The 14,964-nt window shown below is 43.7% G+C and carries 13 protein-coding genes and 1 riboswitch; of the genes, 4 read left to right on the top strand and 9 right to left on the bottom strand.

Annotated features, from left to right (window positions below):
* The first annotated feature begins 418 nt into the window (after positions 1-418).
* Positions 419-871: an RNA-binding protein gene (locus AB6D93_RS20335; protein ID WP_102332808.1), complete on the top strand. Its 453-nt coding sequence runs from the start codon at positions 419-421 to the stop codon at positions 869-871.
* Here AB6D93_RS20335 and murI read toward each other — a convergent pair.
* The 3 genes from murI to btuB are packed head-to-tail and all read right to left on the bottom strand — an operon-like array spanning position 834 to position 4,232.
* Positions 834-1,640: a glutamate racemase gene (gene murI / locus AB6D93_RS20340; protein ID WP_102332807.1), complete on the bottom strand. Its 807-nt coding sequence runs from the start codon at positions 1,638-1,640 to the stop codon at positions 834-836. The two genes, AB6D93_RS20335 and murI, sit on opposite strands and share 38 nt — an antisense overlap.
* 60 nt (positions 1,641-1,700) lie before the next feature.
* On the bottom strand, positions 1,701-2,366 hold the full coding sequence (locus AB6D93_RS20345; RefSeq protein ID WP_102332806.1) for an ATPase: 666 nt from the start codon (positions 2,364-2,366) through the stop codon (positions 1,701-1,703).
* 48 nt (positions 2,367-2,414) lie between these two features.
* Positions 2,415-4,232 (bottom strand): TonB-dependent vitamin B12 receptor, encoded by a 1,818-nt coding sequence (gene btuB, locus AB6D93_RS20350; protein WP_102332805.1) that lies wholly within the window; start codon positions 4,230-4,232, stop codon positions 2,415-2,417.
* A 39-nt stretch (positions 4,233-4,271) separates the two neighbouring features.
* Positions 4,272-4,477, bottom strand: a riboswitch (cobalamin riboswitch).
* Positions 4,478-4,631: 154 nt separating this feature from the next.
* On the opposite strand from btuB, the gene trmA reads away from it, so the two are divergent.
* On the top strand, positions 4,632-5,741 hold the full coding sequence (gene trmA / locus AB6D93_RS20355; RefSeq protein ID WP_102332804.1) for a tRNA (uridine(54)-C5)-methyltransferase TrmA: 1,110 nt from the start codon (positions 4,632-4,634) through the stop codon (positions 5,739-5,741).
* An 80-nt stretch (positions 5,742-5,821) separates the two neighbouring features.
* Here trmA and AB6D93_RS20360 read toward each other — a convergent pair whose 3' ends face one another.
* Both AB6D93_RS20360 and fabR read right to left on the bottom strand, forming a co-directional pair.
* Positions 5,822-6,193: a YijD family membrane protein gene (locus tag AB6D93_RS20360; RefSeq protein WP_017061049.1), complete on the bottom strand. Its 372-nt coding sequence runs from the start codon at positions 6,191-6,193 to the stop codon at positions 5,822-5,824.
* Positions 6,193-6,834 (bottom strand): HTH-type transcriptional repressor FabR, encoded by a 642-nt coding sequence (gene fabR / locus AB6D93_RS20365; RefSeq protein WP_010438693.1) that lies wholly within the window; start codon positions 6,832-6,834, stop codon positions 6,193-6,195. The genes AB6D93_RS20360 and fabR overlap by 1 nt, the downstream gene beginning before the upstream one ends.
* A 327-nt stretch (positions 6,835-7,161) precedes the next feature.
* On the opposite strand from fabR, the gene sthA reads away from it, so the two are divergent.
* Positions 7,162-8,562 carry a Si-specific NAD(P)(+) transhydrogenase gene (gene sthA, locus AB6D93_RS20370; RefSeq protein ID WP_017061048.1) on the top strand — a complete coding sequence of 467 codons (1,401 nt, stop codon included), beginning with the start codon at positions 7,162-7,164 and terminating at the stop codon, positions 8,560-8,562.
* A gap of 183 nt (positions 8,563-8,745) precedes the next feature.
* Here sthA and dinF read toward each other — a convergent pair whose 3' ends face one another.
* The 4 genes from dinF to AB6D93_RS20390 form a co-directional block, all read right to left on the bottom strand.
* Positions 8,746-10,101, bottom strand: a complete 1,356-nt coding sequence (dinF, locus tag AB6D93_RS20375) for an MATE family efflux transporter DinF (protein WP_017061047.1) — start codon at positions 10,099-10,101, stop codon at positions 8,746-8,748.
* Between the two features lie 117 nt (positions 10,102-10,218).
* On the bottom strand, positions 10,219-11,097 hold the full coding sequence (locus tag AB6D93_RS20380; protein WP_017070281.1) for a class I SAM-dependent methyltransferase: 879 nt from the start codon (positions 11,095-11,097) through the stop codon (positions 10,219-10,221).
* A 97-nt stretch (positions 11,098-11,194) separates the two neighbouring features.
* Positions 11,195-11,815 carry a transcriptional repressor LexA gene (gene lexA, locus AB6D93_RS20385; protein ID WP_019820514.1) on the bottom strand — a complete coding sequence of 207 codons (621 nt, stop codon included), beginning with the start codon at positions 11,813-11,815 and terminating at the stop codon, positions 11,195-11,197.
* Positions 11,816-11,909: 94 nt separating this feature from the next.
* Positions 11,910-12,272, bottom strand: coding sequence for a diacylglycerol kinase (locus AB6D93_RS20390; protein ID WP_017061045.1), 363 nt, complete (start codon positions 12,270-12,272; stop codon positions 11,910-11,912).
* A 220-nt stretch (positions 12,273-12,492) separates the two neighbouring features.
* On the opposite strand from AB6D93_RS20390, the gene plsB reads away from it, so the two are divergent.
* Positions 12,493-14,916 carry a glycerol-3-phosphate 1-O-acyltransferase PlsB gene (gene plsB / locus AB6D93_RS20395; protein ID WP_102332803.1) on the top strand — a complete coding sequence of 808 codons (2,424 nt, stop codon included), beginning with the start codon at positions 12,493-12,495 and terminating at the stop codon, positions 14,914-14,916.
* Positions 14,917-14,964 lie beyond the last annotated feature (48 nt).

The raw sequence follows: 14,964 nt of genomic DNA on the forward strand, positions 1-14,964 counted from the left end.
GATATTCATCAACGAGTGCCCACACAGATTGATAGGTTTAAATTGTTAAAGAGCGCTAGCGTTTTGTGATTCACATCTCAGTCGCTAGGGGTGCGTACTATACCTGCACCACTTTAAGAGTCAAGGGTTATTTTCAAACTCTTTTTCTCTACCGATTTCGCTGTGTGACTTTCGTCTCACTCCGTGTCGGTGAGGCGGCATTATAGAGAGATTGAGATGGAGCACAAGGGCTTTTTGAAATAAAAGTTTTGTTCGCCTAAAAAGCCACCAGATCCGCATTTTTCGAATAAAAACTAAACATTTGAGACGTATCACAGCAATACATTGGAAAAATGGAAGCCATGAACGTAAGATTCATGTGTCTATTTTGTTAATAGTAGATGCGTCTATTTCGTTTATTAATATGTAGTATTCCGATATGAACTCAAAAAAATCGATGTTGTTAATTGTCGCACTGGCTGTATTAGGCGGCATTGTTTTCTCTCAGGTAGATATATCGCCTGCAATTACCTTTATCCTTGGTGTCTTGGCTTCCGCTTTTGTTGTTAACTTTTCAAGCACCGACTCAAAATCAGATCCAGAACCTAAGGCTTCAACCAAAACACTTTATGTGGGTAACCTTCCATACAAAGCGAACGAATCACATGTACGTGAATTATTCTCAGAGCATGGTGAAGTATTTGCAGTACGTTTAATGAAAGACAAACGTACTGGTAAAAGAAGAGGCTTTGGATTTGTTGTTATGGCAAGTAATGATGTGAATCATGCAATCTCTGCACTTAACGATAAAGATTACATGCAACGCACTTTAAAAGTACGTGTTGCAAATGATCCTAAACATCCTGAAACGGACGAATCTGAACTGAGCTAAACCCTAACTGCTTTAACATACTATTTAGTGCACTTTCTTTTTTAGGAAGTGCACTACAAAAAACCTCACGCACTCCCACTTCTTTATTAATGCTTTCCAAACCCAACAAATCTTGAACTCGCTTCGCTATTGCTTTACCAGAATCTATCAGCACTACACTTTCACCTAGTACTTGTTGAATCTCAGATTTGATAAGTGGGAAATGAGTACATCCTAAAACAGCCACATCAATCGTGTTGATCATCGGTTGAAGGATTTTCTGTAACTCTTCAAGGCTAATTTCCTCACCTCTGAGTTTATCTTCGGCCATATCCACTAGTCGAGTAGAACCCAACAGCTCTACTCTTTTATTACTCGAGAAGTTTTTGATGAGCTCGTGTGTGTATTCACGAGTAATCGTCGCAGGGGTTGCAATAAGTCCAACCGCTTTATTAGCCAGTAACGAGGCAGGTTTGATTGCCGGGACAACACCGACAATAGGGATAAGGTTATTAGCGCGAAGTGCAGGCAGGACTATCGTACTGGCCGTATTACAAGCTATCACCACAATATCAATAGCGTGACTCGCAACAAAACTGGCGACGATACTTTGGACTCGCTGAATGAGGACTTGCTGATCGAGCTCACCATATGGGTAAGCCTCGTTATCGAATACATAGATATAGTTGTGATTTGGTAGTAACTGGCTTATCTCTTTATATACAGAGAGGCCGCCAACTCCAGAATCAAAGACCAATATGTTTTTTTGTATGCTTTTCGACACAACCATTACCTGTAAGAAGTTCCGCAGCAATGATACCCCTTCACTTAGTTTTCGCCAATCATCACTCTATATAATGCAAGCTCGGTAGCGTTGATGCCCAAAGCGCTCACCCTGCTCTACATTTTCTAGCTCTATCTTGAGCTTACCTTTAAAGCATGGCGCTGACGTTACTAAGGTATGGAACTCACCATCTTCTCCACATGGGTCGACGTGACTTGGCAAACTGTCTATTAGTTCAGGCGTGTATTCTTTCCCGCAATAGCTCATGTCTAATGCATCGCTATCAACTGTGACGAGAAAGGTTTCGATTCCTCTATTTATGATTTCTTGAGCCAGAGTTTGGCTACTCTCTCCTAGTAGAGGAAATACACACTCCCAGCCCGCAGGTTCTATATAACTTCTTCGGTAATCAGCAATACCATTGCAAAACATATCGCCGAATGCCACGGCATCAATAGATAAACCCGATCCTTTAAGCGCCGTAACAATCGTACTTTGATAGATCTCGTTACTTGGGAACACCTCCGGCAGCTCAATAGTTATTAGAGGCAAACCGATCAATGTAGCCTGCATTCCGACAACCTCGATTGGTGTGACTTGGAAAGGGACCTCATCTCCAACATACGTAGTATAGAGAGCAACAACTTCATACTCGGTGCTTTCAAGTAGACGTTCTAGGGTTAATGTAGAGTCTTTGCCTGACGACCAACTTATGACGACTTTCTTTTTCATTGATATACCCAATAAGAAAAAACCGCCCGAAGGCGGTTTAGGTGAAAATTAGAATTGGTAAGTAGCATTTACGTAATATGTACGCTCTGGAGATGGGTATCCACCAGCTGTCTCGTACTCTTCATCAGTAAGGTTCTCGACTCGACCATTTAAAGTAAGATTTTCATTTGCATAGTAGTTAACTGAAACATCAAACAAACTGTATGCAACCAACTCTTCAGAGAAATCTGGTCGTGCTCCTACGTATTGGTACCCCAATGACAGATCAACATCATCGAAACTAGCTACCGCGTTATACTTATAAATCTTCTTTGCGCGGCGAACTAACTGCTCACCAGATTGATCTTCGGGGTCTTGAAAGTTAGCGCTCACTTGATGATTAATAAAGCTAGTATCAAATCCTACGACCATTTCCACACCACGTAGTTGGCTTTCGCCATCAGTATTGTAGTACTTACTTGTCGCGTAGTTGTAATCAATTAAGTCTTCGACGTTCGTGTCATAGCCAGTAATCGACCAATCAACATCCTTGATTAAGCCACCAAAAGTCAGTTCAAATGAATCTGCCTTTTCAGCTTCTAACTGTGCATTACCGTAGTAGCTATATAGTTGATACAAGTTAGGTGCTTTGAAGGATGTGCCATAAGCTGCTTTTACAACAAGCCACTCAGCATAACGATAGCCTAACCCTGTGTTGTAAGTAGTTTCTGTACCAAACTGCTCATTGTCATCAACACGAAGACTCAGTTCTCCGAACACTTTATCCGCATCTGCGTTTAATGCAGCGAAGTACGCAACATTCGTTCTGTCGTATTCAGTATTCGAAGGCTTAACAATATAAGCCTCATCACGCCAATCTACACCACCACTAAGAGTCAGTGACGACGTTAGTTTGTATGAATTCACCCATTGAACATTTAGCTGTTCAAGCTCATCAGATGTTGCTGACGCTGAGTTCTTGCCTAAAGACTGTTCGTAGTTCCAGTTATCTTGATTCTGATAGTTAACTAAGAAATCAGACTTAAGTTCACTGCCACTATATTTAACACCAGTAGCAAAGGTCGAATTTTGAACTTCAGCTTCTTTGTAAGAATGGTCTGTACCAAATGAACCATCGTACTGAGAAATGGTTTCAAACATACGGAAATTCGCGAAGCCACTCCATTGCTGATCAAAATTATGAACATAACCAATTAGAGCATTGCGTGATTCAAAACCATGGCGATCACCATCATTAACACCTGGTAATGGATGAACGTTGTATCCCTCATCGGAATCGTAACCAACAGATACGTTCAAGTGACCATTTTCACCGACCTTAGTACCACTAACAAAGCTCAGCTCTTGGTAATCTAAGCTTCCTAAACCTACACTAACTGCCGTTTTTTCATTGTCAGAGTTTGCAACAGTAATAATGTTGATAACACCGCCGATAGCTTCTGAGCCATACATAGCGGCACGAGCTCCTCGAACGTATTCCACTCGGTCAACGAATGTAATTGGTAACTGGCTAAAATCGACACCACCCTTTGCAGCTCGCGCAAAACGAATACCATCAATGAGAACAAGCACTTGATCAGAGTTAGCACCACGAACAAAGATCGAAGCTTGCTGTCCTCGGCCTCCATTTTGTGAAACCTGAATACCCGTCAATCGTCTAAACACATCTGTTAGAGACTTAGCTTGAATTCGATCGATATCTTGGCGTGTTACTACTTCAACTTGAGCGACAACACTTTCCGTGCTTTGCTCAAAACGGTTAGCCGTAACCACCATGGTTTCGTCGGCAGATGCTTCTTGGGCGTGTAAATTGGAGATAGGTGAAAGCAGCGATGCTACAGCAACCGCTAAAAGGGATTTCTTCATGTTGTGATCCTAAATCGCGTAAAGTCCTACCAAACCACATTGTGTGGCTTAGCCGCTGGCAGGTATTCGGACTCAAGAGCACAACCCTTATGGTTACCTAATATTCGACTTCCCACAAAAAGCTATTTGCAGTGTCTTATGAATACTCGTTCTCTTTTACCGCTGCGCGTCAGTTCTGGATTCACACCAGATTCCCTCTTCAGCCATCTATACATCCAAATGGCACCAGCTTGTCGGAGATAGTATTAACCTATGAATCATTTGTCTAGTCTAAGATAGTTATAAGCTATAGTTTTCAAGGTCGATTTACATTGAATAGCTCTCAACACTGGACAAGCGCCTGTGATTGAATAAAATCTGCGCTCTTGATTTAAAAGCACGACAGCAAAAGGCATAACAATGGCGAATTTAGATGTAAACCCGCAACGCTACCAAGAACAGCTCGCAGAAAAGACTGAACGTCTTACTGAAATGTTCTCACAATACAATGTGCCTGAGCTGGAAGTGTATGAATCTCCAGAACAACACTACCGCATGCGTGCTGAATTCCGCGTGTGGCATGAAGGTGACGATATGTATTACGTCATGTTCAATCAAGAGACCAAAGAAAAATACCGCGTAGACCAGTTTCCTGCGGCTAGTCGTCTTATCAACGATCTAATGCCTCTATTAACGGATGCAATGAAGAGCAACCACTCTCTACGCCACAAGCTATTCCAAGTAGACTTCCTTTCTACGTTAAGCGGTGAGATTTTGGTGTCACTTCTTTACCACCGTCAATTAGGTGAACAGTGGATTCAAGATGCTAAAGCGCTTAAGCAGCAATTAAATGATGAAGGCTTTAACCTAAACCTGATTGGCCGTGCGCGTAAGATGAAAATCGTACTGGATCGCGACTACGTCATTGAAAAGCTAGATGTGAATGGTGATAGCTATATATACCAGCAAGTAGAGAACAGCTTTACTCAACCAAACGGCAAAGTAGCAGAGAAAATGTTGGAATGGGCTGTCGACTGTACTCAAGACAGCAAAGGCGACTTACTTGAGCTTTACTGTGGTAACGGTAACTTCTCATTAGCTCTGGCACAAAACTTTGAGCGTGTACTTGCAACAGAGCTAGCGAAGCCATCTGTAGAATCTGCTCAATACAACATTGCGGCGAACAAGATTGATAATGTTCAGATCATTCGTATGTCTGCGGAAGATTTTACCGTAGCAATGGAAGGTAAGCGTGAATTCCGCCGCCTACAGCAAGCAAACATCGATCTAAAGAGCTACAACTGCAACACTATCTTTGTTGATCCACCGCGTTCAGGTATGGATGTTGATACTTGTAAGATGGTTCAAGGCTACGAGCGTATCATGTACATCTCTTGTAACCCTGAAACATTGAAAGAGAACCTAGACATCCTAAGCGAAACGCACGACATCACTCGTTTTGCTCTGTTTGACCAGTTCCCTTACACGCACCACATGGAAGCTGGCGTATTCCTAGAGCGTAAAGCGTAAGTATCGCTTTCAGGTCTAAGCCAAACAGCAGATACAAAAAAACGAGCCCATTGGCTCGTTTTTTTAATTTCTAAATCAGCTTAAGCAGTTTTGCCGATAAAGCCGAGTTTCTTACCTACCCATGCAAGAAGCAACATCGCGACAATAATCGCAAAGAAGTTTGAGCCAGCATCAGGGTGTTGTGCCTTCACAAAAGCCGAGTGGCCAAATGCACCTACAAAGAAACAAGCCAAACCTACTAGTGGGATATCTTCAGATACTGGGTTAGTTAGGTACTCTTGGTAAAGTGCTTGTACAGCCAAGACTAAAGCAATCAGTGGGAAAATAGAGAAGCCCACTTCGCTCATTGTTACCCAAGATAACAGAGCATCACCACACACACCGGCAATAACAGCAAGTACGAGTGTCTTTCTTTCTGAACCACGGTTTACAGTATTATTTTCATTCGACATTATTCAATCCCGCCTTTTAATCGGTTACGTTCACGTTCTTTACGATACCAAAAAGCCCCTTTGGCCATCATTCGCAATTGCATGATCAAGCGTTCAGCCAGTTCATCTCGCTGACGTCGATCTAAATCTAATGCTTCTGCCCCTGAGTTGAAGACCAAGATAACGGAGGCTTCAGCTTGAGTAAAAGCTTCGTCTCGTGTCATGCCAGTCGTTATCAAATATTCGGTTAACTCAGCAGAGAAGTGCTGTATCTCACGAGCTACCGCTGCACGAAACTCAAATGAAGTTCCTGAGCGCTCTCGCAATAACAGTCTGAATACGTTAGGGCTGCTTTCAATGAATTCCATAAAGGTTTCAACCGATGTACGAATCACACTGCCTTCTTTTACTATGCGTTGCCTAGCTTGACGCATTAACTGGCGCAGCAGTAAGCCACCTTCATCAACCATGGTTAAGCCAAGCTCATCCATGTCTTTGAAGTGACGATAAAAGGAAGTCGGTGCTATTCCAGCCTCACGAGCGACTTCTCTCAAGCTTAGATTGGAAAAACTACGATCGGCGCTGAGTTGGCTAAATGCTGCATCGATTAAGCTGCGACGAGTTTTTTCTTTTTGCTGTGCGCGAATGCCCATTGGTTTCATACTTTATCAATTTCTTCTTTTACAGCCTAAACAGGCATGTCTAATACTCTATTCAATATAACGCGAATCACTTATTTATATAAGGCACTCTGGTTATATAAGACACTAAACATACCTCTTTGTTCACGTACCGAAGTAAATACGTTCGAAGAAAAAATTTCAATATCCACGCTGTCATTTGGAGACATACGACATACCAAATATTATTTTTTCGATAACACTGCGTGATCCCACCGACTCTCTGATGCCCTTTTCATGTACCCGAGAACAGAATCGGTTAAAATCTCGCTAAAGCAATGTTAATCAAATATAACAAGGAAGATAGCTATGCCACACTCCAACCACTTTGATGTAATCGTAATTGGTAGTGGCCCCGGAGGAGAAGGGGCAGCGATGGGATTAACCAAAGCCGGGTTGAACGTTGCAATCATTGAGAAAGAAAGCAGCGTTGGTGGTGGTTGTACTCACTGGGGAACCATTCCGTCAAAAGCACTGCGTCACGCTGTTAGTCGTATTATCGAATTCAACAGCAATCCGCTGTTTTGTCAGAACAACAAAAGCATTCACTCAACGTTCTCTAACATCTTGGGGCATGCTAAATCAGTCATCGACAAGCAGACTCGATTACGCCAAGGCTTCTACGACCGCAACCAGTGCACGTTGGTCTTTGGTACTGCACGTTTTATCGATACCAACACTGTCTCGGTAATGCAAAGCGATGGCACTGAAGAACATTACAGTGCAGACAAATTTGTTATCGCGACAGGCTCTCGCCCTTACCAACCAGATAACGTCGACTTCCTGCATGAACGTATCTACGACAGTGACTCGATTCTTTCTCTTAAACACGACCCGCAACACATCATCATCTATGGTGCTGGCGTTATTGGTTGTGAATACGCGTCGATTTTCCGCGGTTTGGGTGTAAAAACCGATCTTATCAATACTCGTGACCGTCTGTTGTCATTCCTAGACAATGAAACCTCAGATGCACTTTCTTATCACTTCTGGAACAGCGGTGTCGTGATTCGCAACGATGAAACCTTTGAGAAAATTGAAGGCACTGATGATGGCGTGATCATTCACCTAGAGTCAGGTAAAAAGATGCGCGCTGATTGCCTACTGTATGCCAATGGCCGAACGGGTAATACCGATAAACTGAACCTTGGTGCTGTTGGCTTAGAAGCGGACTCGCGTGGGCAAGTCTCAGTAAATACCAATTACCAAACCAATGTTGACCATGTTTACGCTGTCGGTGATGTGATTGGCTACCCTAGCCTAGCAAGCGCGGCTTATGACCAAGGTCGATTTGTGGCTCAAGCAATTGTGAAAGGTGAAGCTGAACGCCACCTTATCGAAGACATTCCAACCGGCATCTACACCATCCCGGAAATCAGTTCTGTTGGTAAAACCGAGCAAGAACTTACCGCAGCTAAAGTACCGTATGAAGTAGGACGTTCTTCATTCAAACACCTAGCTCGTGCTCAAATTGCGGGTAAAGACATTGGTAGCTTGAAGATTCTGTTCCATCGCGAAACCAAAGAGATTTTAGGTATCCACGTGTTTGGTGAGCGTGCCGCTGAAATCATCCATATCGGACAAGCGATCATGGAACAGAAAGGTGAAGCAAATACCATCGAGTACTTTGTGAATACAACCTTTAACTATCCAACGATGGCGGAAGCTTATCGTGTTGCAGCACTCAACGGGCTTAACCGTTTATTCTAGATAAAGAACCAATAGGAGTATTTGACCACCCATAGGCCAAATACATAAACAGCAAGCCACGCGCTTGCTGTTTTTATTTAAAACACTGAATATTAAGGCATTGATAGTAATTAGATCATGATGTTCTAAATACCCCTTTACCTGTACAGCCTCATTTACTCTCCACAAACAGAGCCCTCAGAGCTAAGCGAGAAACTCCCCTTTCTTCCACTGAGAAACAAACAACACACCAAGACCAATTCCGCGCATTGCCATAAAGCTCAGCATCGCTAACCACAGTGCATGGTTCTCTAAACCTGATGCTAAATAGAAAATCGCGAAGAAACTACAGGTCGCAACAAACATACTATTGCGCATATCCTTGCCCTTAGTTGCTCCAACAAAAATACCATCCAACAAGAAGCACCACATAGACACCAATGGCATTGCGATTAACCACGGTAAATACACCTCGGCTTGACTCTTCACGTCTGGGATTGTGGTGATCATATTGATTAAGCTCGAGCCAACGAGTGCGAACACTATGGTCAGTACCAAACAAATATTGAAGCTCCAGAAGAAAGTTCCAATCAATGACTGGTTCAGCTCATCTTTGTCTTTCGCGCCTATCGCCTTACCGACCATCGCTTCCATTGCGTAGGCAAAGCCATCCATCCCATAAGAGATGATCATCAAGAAACTCATCAACACGGCATTGGCCGCAACAACATCATCGCCAAAGCTTGCACCTTGGAAGGTCATGAAAGTGAAAGTCGCTTGTAGGCATAATGAACGAAGAAAGATATCGCGATTCAATTTCACGAAACGACTCAAACCTTGGCTGGTTTTCTTAAGCAGATCCCATGGCGATGGTAACTGCTTCTTCGCCCAGATTCGGTAAACACAAATCAAGCCAAATGTTAGACCGGCATAATCAGCCATTACAGATGCCAATGCTGCACCTTCCACTTGCCATCCTAAGCCGATAACAAAAACAATATCCAAAACGATATTGGTGATATTGGTGATGATCACCATCCACATGGGCGCTTTGGCATTTTGAGTCCCGAGTAACCAACCTAGAATCACAAAGTTAGTTAGCGCAGCAGGCGCACTCCAAGCGCGGATTGAGAAATATTGCTGACCATAGTGCTTAACTTGATCACTGGCGCTACTCAATGAGAAAACTAAATCGGCGACTAGACTGTGTAAAAGCAAAAAGACACCAGCAAACCCTAAGGCCATGGTCACGCCTTGCACAAAGACTAAACCAAGTTGCTTGCCATCATTCGCACCATAAGATTGTGCGGCTAGCCCTGTTGTCGACATGCGCAGGAAACCAAGCAACCAAAAGGTCACGCTGATCATTGTGCCGCCCAGCGCCACACCACCTAAATACCAAGAGTGCTCGAGGTGACCGATAACCGCCGCATCGACTAAGCCCAGCAGTGGAACAGTAATATTAGAGAGAACCATCGGGATCGCGAGCAGCAGCACTTTTTTGTGCATCGCCTGATTGGATAGCGTTTGAAAAATAGTTTGGGGATTAAATAGCTTCACGATCACCTCTTAGATTAGAGGCGATAGTTTAACCTAGTGGGTGGGCTTTCACTATGTTGTGGAATTTTACTTATACCGGCTATGTACTCAGTTACTCGAAATACAGAACCACTAGGGTTACCACTTAACGAGCACTAACTGCGGCGTTAAACGCTTTTTGACCTGAGAGATCTTACAAAGAAGCCGCTGCCACAATTTCCAACGATTGCATTGTTGGTCTAGGGGAGAAAACGCTTTTACCCATTGTGCCCATGGCAGCCAATTAAGAACGCTGTCTATTGGTGAAGACAACCCATGAGCATACTTTCCTGAACCAAGCTTTTGTCCCAACGTACTTGAGCTTTTATCTCCAGCTAAGACTAAACACGCATGTGCATGAGTAAAGTAGCGGCTCAAAGACTGAATGAAGTTCGCGGTCTGTTGTTCATTACAATCCAGCAAAGCATGTTCACACACCACCATCACCGAGGCTTGTTCTGGAATATTAAGTTCATCCAACCAAGTTAGGTCATCGACAGAGCCACACTCTAAGCGATAGCGTTCATTTTTGTGGAACAAGCGTTGTCGCCAAAGCAGATTCTCGGTTACATCTAACTCAACCCAATGACAGCGGCCATTATCTAAACGGTAGAAACGGGTATCGAGCCCTGCTCCCACGTTAATAATCCAAGCATCTGGGTTATGAGATAAAAACTGTTGAACTTGAGAATCACAAAGTTGAGTCAGTGTCGCGTAAAGGAGTTGCTGTTGGTCGAGTTCACCGGTAAGACATTCTGGTGCGAGCTGGCAACGCTTGCAGGCTTGAGCTGCGATAGGATCATAAACGAGACCATCATCAGCTAGGCTTTCACGGCTACGAAACCAAAGATGCTGAACGAGGTTCGTCGGAACTTGGAATTCTTGATGTGCAGACCCTTGTTCAGAAGAAGCCTTTTGAACAGAGGAGCGCGGCTTACGAGTAAGCGGCTTCATTTGAGGTTTGGTTGGGTTTGGCATCATCATCTTCCTTGTATCTCGACAAAGAAGATGATAATGAATATCAATTACAATGACAAGTTATTGAGAATAAATATCAATAAGCTGTTTGTACTGACTACATCCAGTCGGTGTTGCGAATAATACCAACCGCAAGCCCTTCAATAGACAAGTGTTGAGATTCTAGATCGACATGGATTGGAGAAAACTCTTCATTTTCAGCATGTAACAGAACCGTTGAACCTTTACGTTCTAGGCGTTTTACCGTTACATCATCATCGACACGAGCCACTACAACCTGACCATCGCGTACATCTTGTGTTTTATGAACAGCTAATAAATCACCATCCATAATACCGATGTCTTTCATACTTTCGCCATTTACACGAAGTAAGAAGTCAGCTTGTGGTTTAAACATGCCTGGATCAACTTGGTAATGCATTTCTACATGCTCTTGAGCCAAGATAGGCTCACCAGCGGCAACCTGACCGATTAATGGTAAACCTTGCTCTTCGTTTGCTGCATCTTCAAGCAAAATACGAATACCGCGAGACGCACCCGGGATAATCTCAATCGCTTCTTTACGAGCAAGAGCTTTCAAATGTTCTTCTGCAGCATTAGCAGAACGGAAGCCTAGTTCACGCGCGATTTCTGCACGTGTCGGTGGCATACCGGAATCTTCGATCTTACCTTTGATAAGGTCAAAGACTTGTTGCTGGCGGGGCGTTAACGGCTTCATGATTCACCTGTCTTTTTATACAGTTGACTGTGAGTATATCCAGTAACTGAACAAAAGCAAAGCAATTGCTTGTTTTTAGTTCATTTTTAGCAAATTACAAAAACAGGATCTCTAGCCACACATAACCTGCGAGTGCCAAACAGATGAAAACTGCTGCCGAACCGACATCTTTAGCCATCCCAGAAAGCTCATGATGTTCACTGCCGATTCGGTCGACAACCGCTTCAATCGCGGTATTGATTAGCTCGACAACCATCACCAATACCACCGATGAGATCATTAAGATTCGTTCAACTTGGCTTACATCTAGGTAAAATGCCAACGGAATAAGCACGACCGCCATGAACACTTCCTGTCGAAATGCAGCCTCATTTTTAAACGAACTCGTAATGCCTTGCCATGAAAAGCCTGCTGCTTTGATGATGCGTTTGAATCCGGTGTTTGATTTTTTGGTCATTTTTAACCCTATACTCAATCAGTCGATGAATGATTTTCCACAAACTTAACGGCAATATGACTATTTCCATTAAAAGGTTAGACCAGTTTCTGGTATTCTTGCATCGATTAAATTTACGCCTAGGCTTATCCCTATTTCACTCATAGGATTTATCCTTTTTATCAGAGAAATAGAGATACGCTTCAGCACATTGAAATAACTATTGAGGCAGTGAACCTATATGTCTTCTGGACAATCTTTTTCACGTTCATTAATGAAGCTACCTTTATCCGTATTGGTAAAGGGCACATCAATTCCTTCAAACCCTGTTGAGGATTTGAACGTTGATTTGAGCAAACCGATTGTATACGCCTTACCGTTTCGCTCAAGTGTCGACATTCTTACATTGCAAAAACATGCACTTGAATTAGGCCTACCTGATCCGTTGACCAAGCTTGAAATCAACGGCAAATCACTGCAACGCTACGTTTTCATCTCTTCTCGCAAAACTCTGCTGCAAGACGATGATTATGTACCAAGCTCATCAATTGAAGTCTTCTCTGAGCTGCTTTCACTGCATGCTGAAGACTCTGATCTCGACGTTCAAGTTATCCCTGCCACTGTATTGTGGGGTCGTAAGCCTGGTAAAGAGAATAACCAGAAACCTTACCTACAAGCAATGAACGGCTTAGAGAAATCAAAAGCGGTATTACTGGCAGGTCGTGACTGCTTGGTTCGCTTTAGTCCTGTGGTTTCTCTGCGTTACATGGCTAACTCACACGGCACCGACAACACCATCGCACACAAACTGGCGCGCGTGGCACGTATTCACTTTTCTCGCCAAAAACTTGCAGCATCAGGTCCTAACCTGCCCAGTCGCCAAGCTCTGTTTGACCGCCTACTAAAATCTGAAGCGATCAAGAAAGCGATTGAAGATGAAGCACAAGCAAAAAACATCTCGATCGAGAAAGCGAGCAAAGAAGCTCAAGACATCATGGACGAGATTGCTGCGAACTTCTCTTACTCGCTAATCAAACGCGGTGAGAAGATTCTTGGTTGGTTGTGGAATAAGTTGTATCAAGGCCTGCATATCAGCAACGCTTCAACAGTTCGTAAGCTGGCTCAAGATGGTCACGAGATTGTTTATGTGCCTTGTCATCGTAGTCACATGGATTACTTACTGCTTTCTTACGTGCTTTACCACGAAGGCATGGTGCCGCCGCATATCGCTGCGGGTATCAATCTGAACTTCTTCCCTGCCGGTCCTATTTTTCGTCATGGTGGTGCGTTCTTTATTCGTCGGAGCTTCAAAGGCAACAAGCTGTACTCGACTATTTTCCGTGAATATCTGGCAGAATTGTTCGCTAAAGGTTACTCAGTTGAGTACTTCAGTGAAGGTGGTCGCTCTCGTACGGGTCGTCTACTGCAAGCTAAAACCGGCATGTTGGCGATGACTATTCAGGCTATGCTGCGCGGCATGAATCGCCCGGTGACTTTGGTTCCTGTGTACATCGGCTACGAGCACGTGATGGAAGTGGCGACTTACGCAAAAGAACTTCGTGGTAAGCGCAAAGAAAAAGAAAACGCGAGCTTAGTGATTCGTACCATTCGTAAGCTGCGTAACTTTGGTAAAGGCTACGTGAACTTCGGTGAGCCAATTCAACTGAACCAATACCTGAATGAACACTCACCTGAGTGGACCAAAGACATCGACCCAATGGGCACTAGCAAACCACAATGGATGAACCCGGTGGTTAATGACTTGGCGACCAAAATGATGACGCACATTAACGATGCGGCAGCGACCAATGCCCTGACCCTTTGTGCAACGGCACTATTGGCTTCAAGACAGCGCGCATTGTCTCGTGACTCTTTGGTTTCTCAGATTAATTGCTACCTGTCTCTGCTTAAGAATGTTCCATATTCGGCAACGTTCACTGTGCCAAAAGACAGCGCTGAAGATTTAGTAAAACATGCTGAATCACTGAACAAGTTCTTGATTGAATCAGACTCAATGGGCGACATCATTTCGCTAGACCGTCACCAGTCAATTCTGATGACCTACTACCGAAACAACATCATTCACTTGTTTGCTCTGCCATCGTTAATTGCACAGATGACTATTCGTCAACGCGGTTTATCAATTGACGCGATCCAAGAGAACGTTGCTGCTATCTACCCGTTCTTGAAGAAAGAGCTGTTCCTAAGCTACGACGAAGACAAGCTTGAAGGCGTGGTTTCTAACATCATTGAAGAGCTGGTTAACCAAGGTATGCTTGTGGTTTCTGATAATGAAGTCACCATCAACCAATCAAACAGCCAAGCACTGATGCTGTTAGGTCGTACGATTTCAGAAACGCTACAACGCTACTCTATTGCTTTGAACCTGTTAGCAGAGAACCCTGATCTGGATAAATCCGATCTTGAACAGAAGAGCCAAGACATTGCACAGCGACTTGGTCGTCTGCAAGGCATCAATGCACCAGAGTTCTTCGATAAAGGCGTGTTTGCTTCTATGTTCGCAACGTTGAAGCAGCAACAGTACCTAGATAACGACGGCAACTGCGATTTAGAGAAGACTCAGCAATTCGCTAAGCTTCTTTACTCGATGCTTTACCCAGAAGTCCGTCTGACTATTCAAGAGAGTATTCACCAAGTCGAGTAATTCCTGTATATAGCAGGGCTCTGATAGCAGATTCAACGCGATCAAAAA

It is taken from the genome of Vibrio sp. 10N.247.310.23, from assembly GCF_041467155.1.
Taxonomy (GTDB): domain Bacteria; phylum Pseudomonadota; class Gammaproteobacteria; order Enterobacterales; family Vibrionaceae; genus Vibrio; species Vibrio crassostreae_C.

Bases quoted from the DNA above. Each gene is read 5' to 3' on its own strand.
- trmA (WP_102332804.1), top strand. From the start codon at position 4,632: ATGGCGAATTTAGATGTAAACCCGCAACGCTACCAAGAACAGCTCGCA.
- lexA (WP_019820514.1), bottom strand. From the start codon at position 11,815: ATGAAGCCGTTAACGCCCCGCCAGCAACAAGTCTTTGACCTTATCAAA.
- sthA (WP_017061048.1), top strand. From the start codon at position 7,162: ATGCCACACTCCAACCACTTTGATGTAATCGTAATTGGTAGTGGCCCC.
- AB6D93_RS20335 (WP_102332808.1), top strand. From the start codon at position 419: ATGAACTCAAAAAAATCGATGTTGTTAATTGTCGCACTGGCTGTATTA.
- AB6D93_RS20360 (WP_017061049.1), bottom strand. From the start codon at position 6,193: ATGTCGAATGAAAATAATACTGTAAACCGTGGTTCAGAAAGAAAGACA.
- murI (WP_102332807.1), bottom strand. From the start codon at position 1,640: ATGGTTGTGTCGAAAAGCATACAAAAAAACATATTGGTCTTTGATTCT.
- btuB (WP_102332805.1), bottom strand. From the start codon at position 4,232: ATGAAGAAATCCCTTTTAGCGGTTGCTGTAGCATCGCTGCTTTCACCT.
- plsB (WP_102332803.1), top strand. From the start codon at position 12,493: ATGTCTTCTGGACAATCTTTTTCACGTTCATTAATGAAGCTACCTTTA.
- AB6D93_RS20380 (WP_017070281.1), bottom strand. From the start codon at position 11,097: ATGCCAAACCCAACCAAACCTCAAATGAAGCCGCTTACTCGTAAGCCG.
- AB6D93_RS20390 (WP_017061045.1), bottom strand. From the start codon at position 12,272: ATGACCAAAAAATCAAACACCGGATTCAAACGCATCATCAAAGCAGCA.
- fabR (WP_010438693.1), bottom strand. From the start codon at position 6,834: ATGAAACCAATGGGCATTCGCGCACAGCAAAAAGAAAAAACTCGTCGC.
- AB6D93_RS20345 (WP_102332806.1), bottom strand. From the start codon at position 2,366: ATGAAAAAGAAAGTCGTCATAAGTTGGTCGTCAGGCAAAGACTCTACA.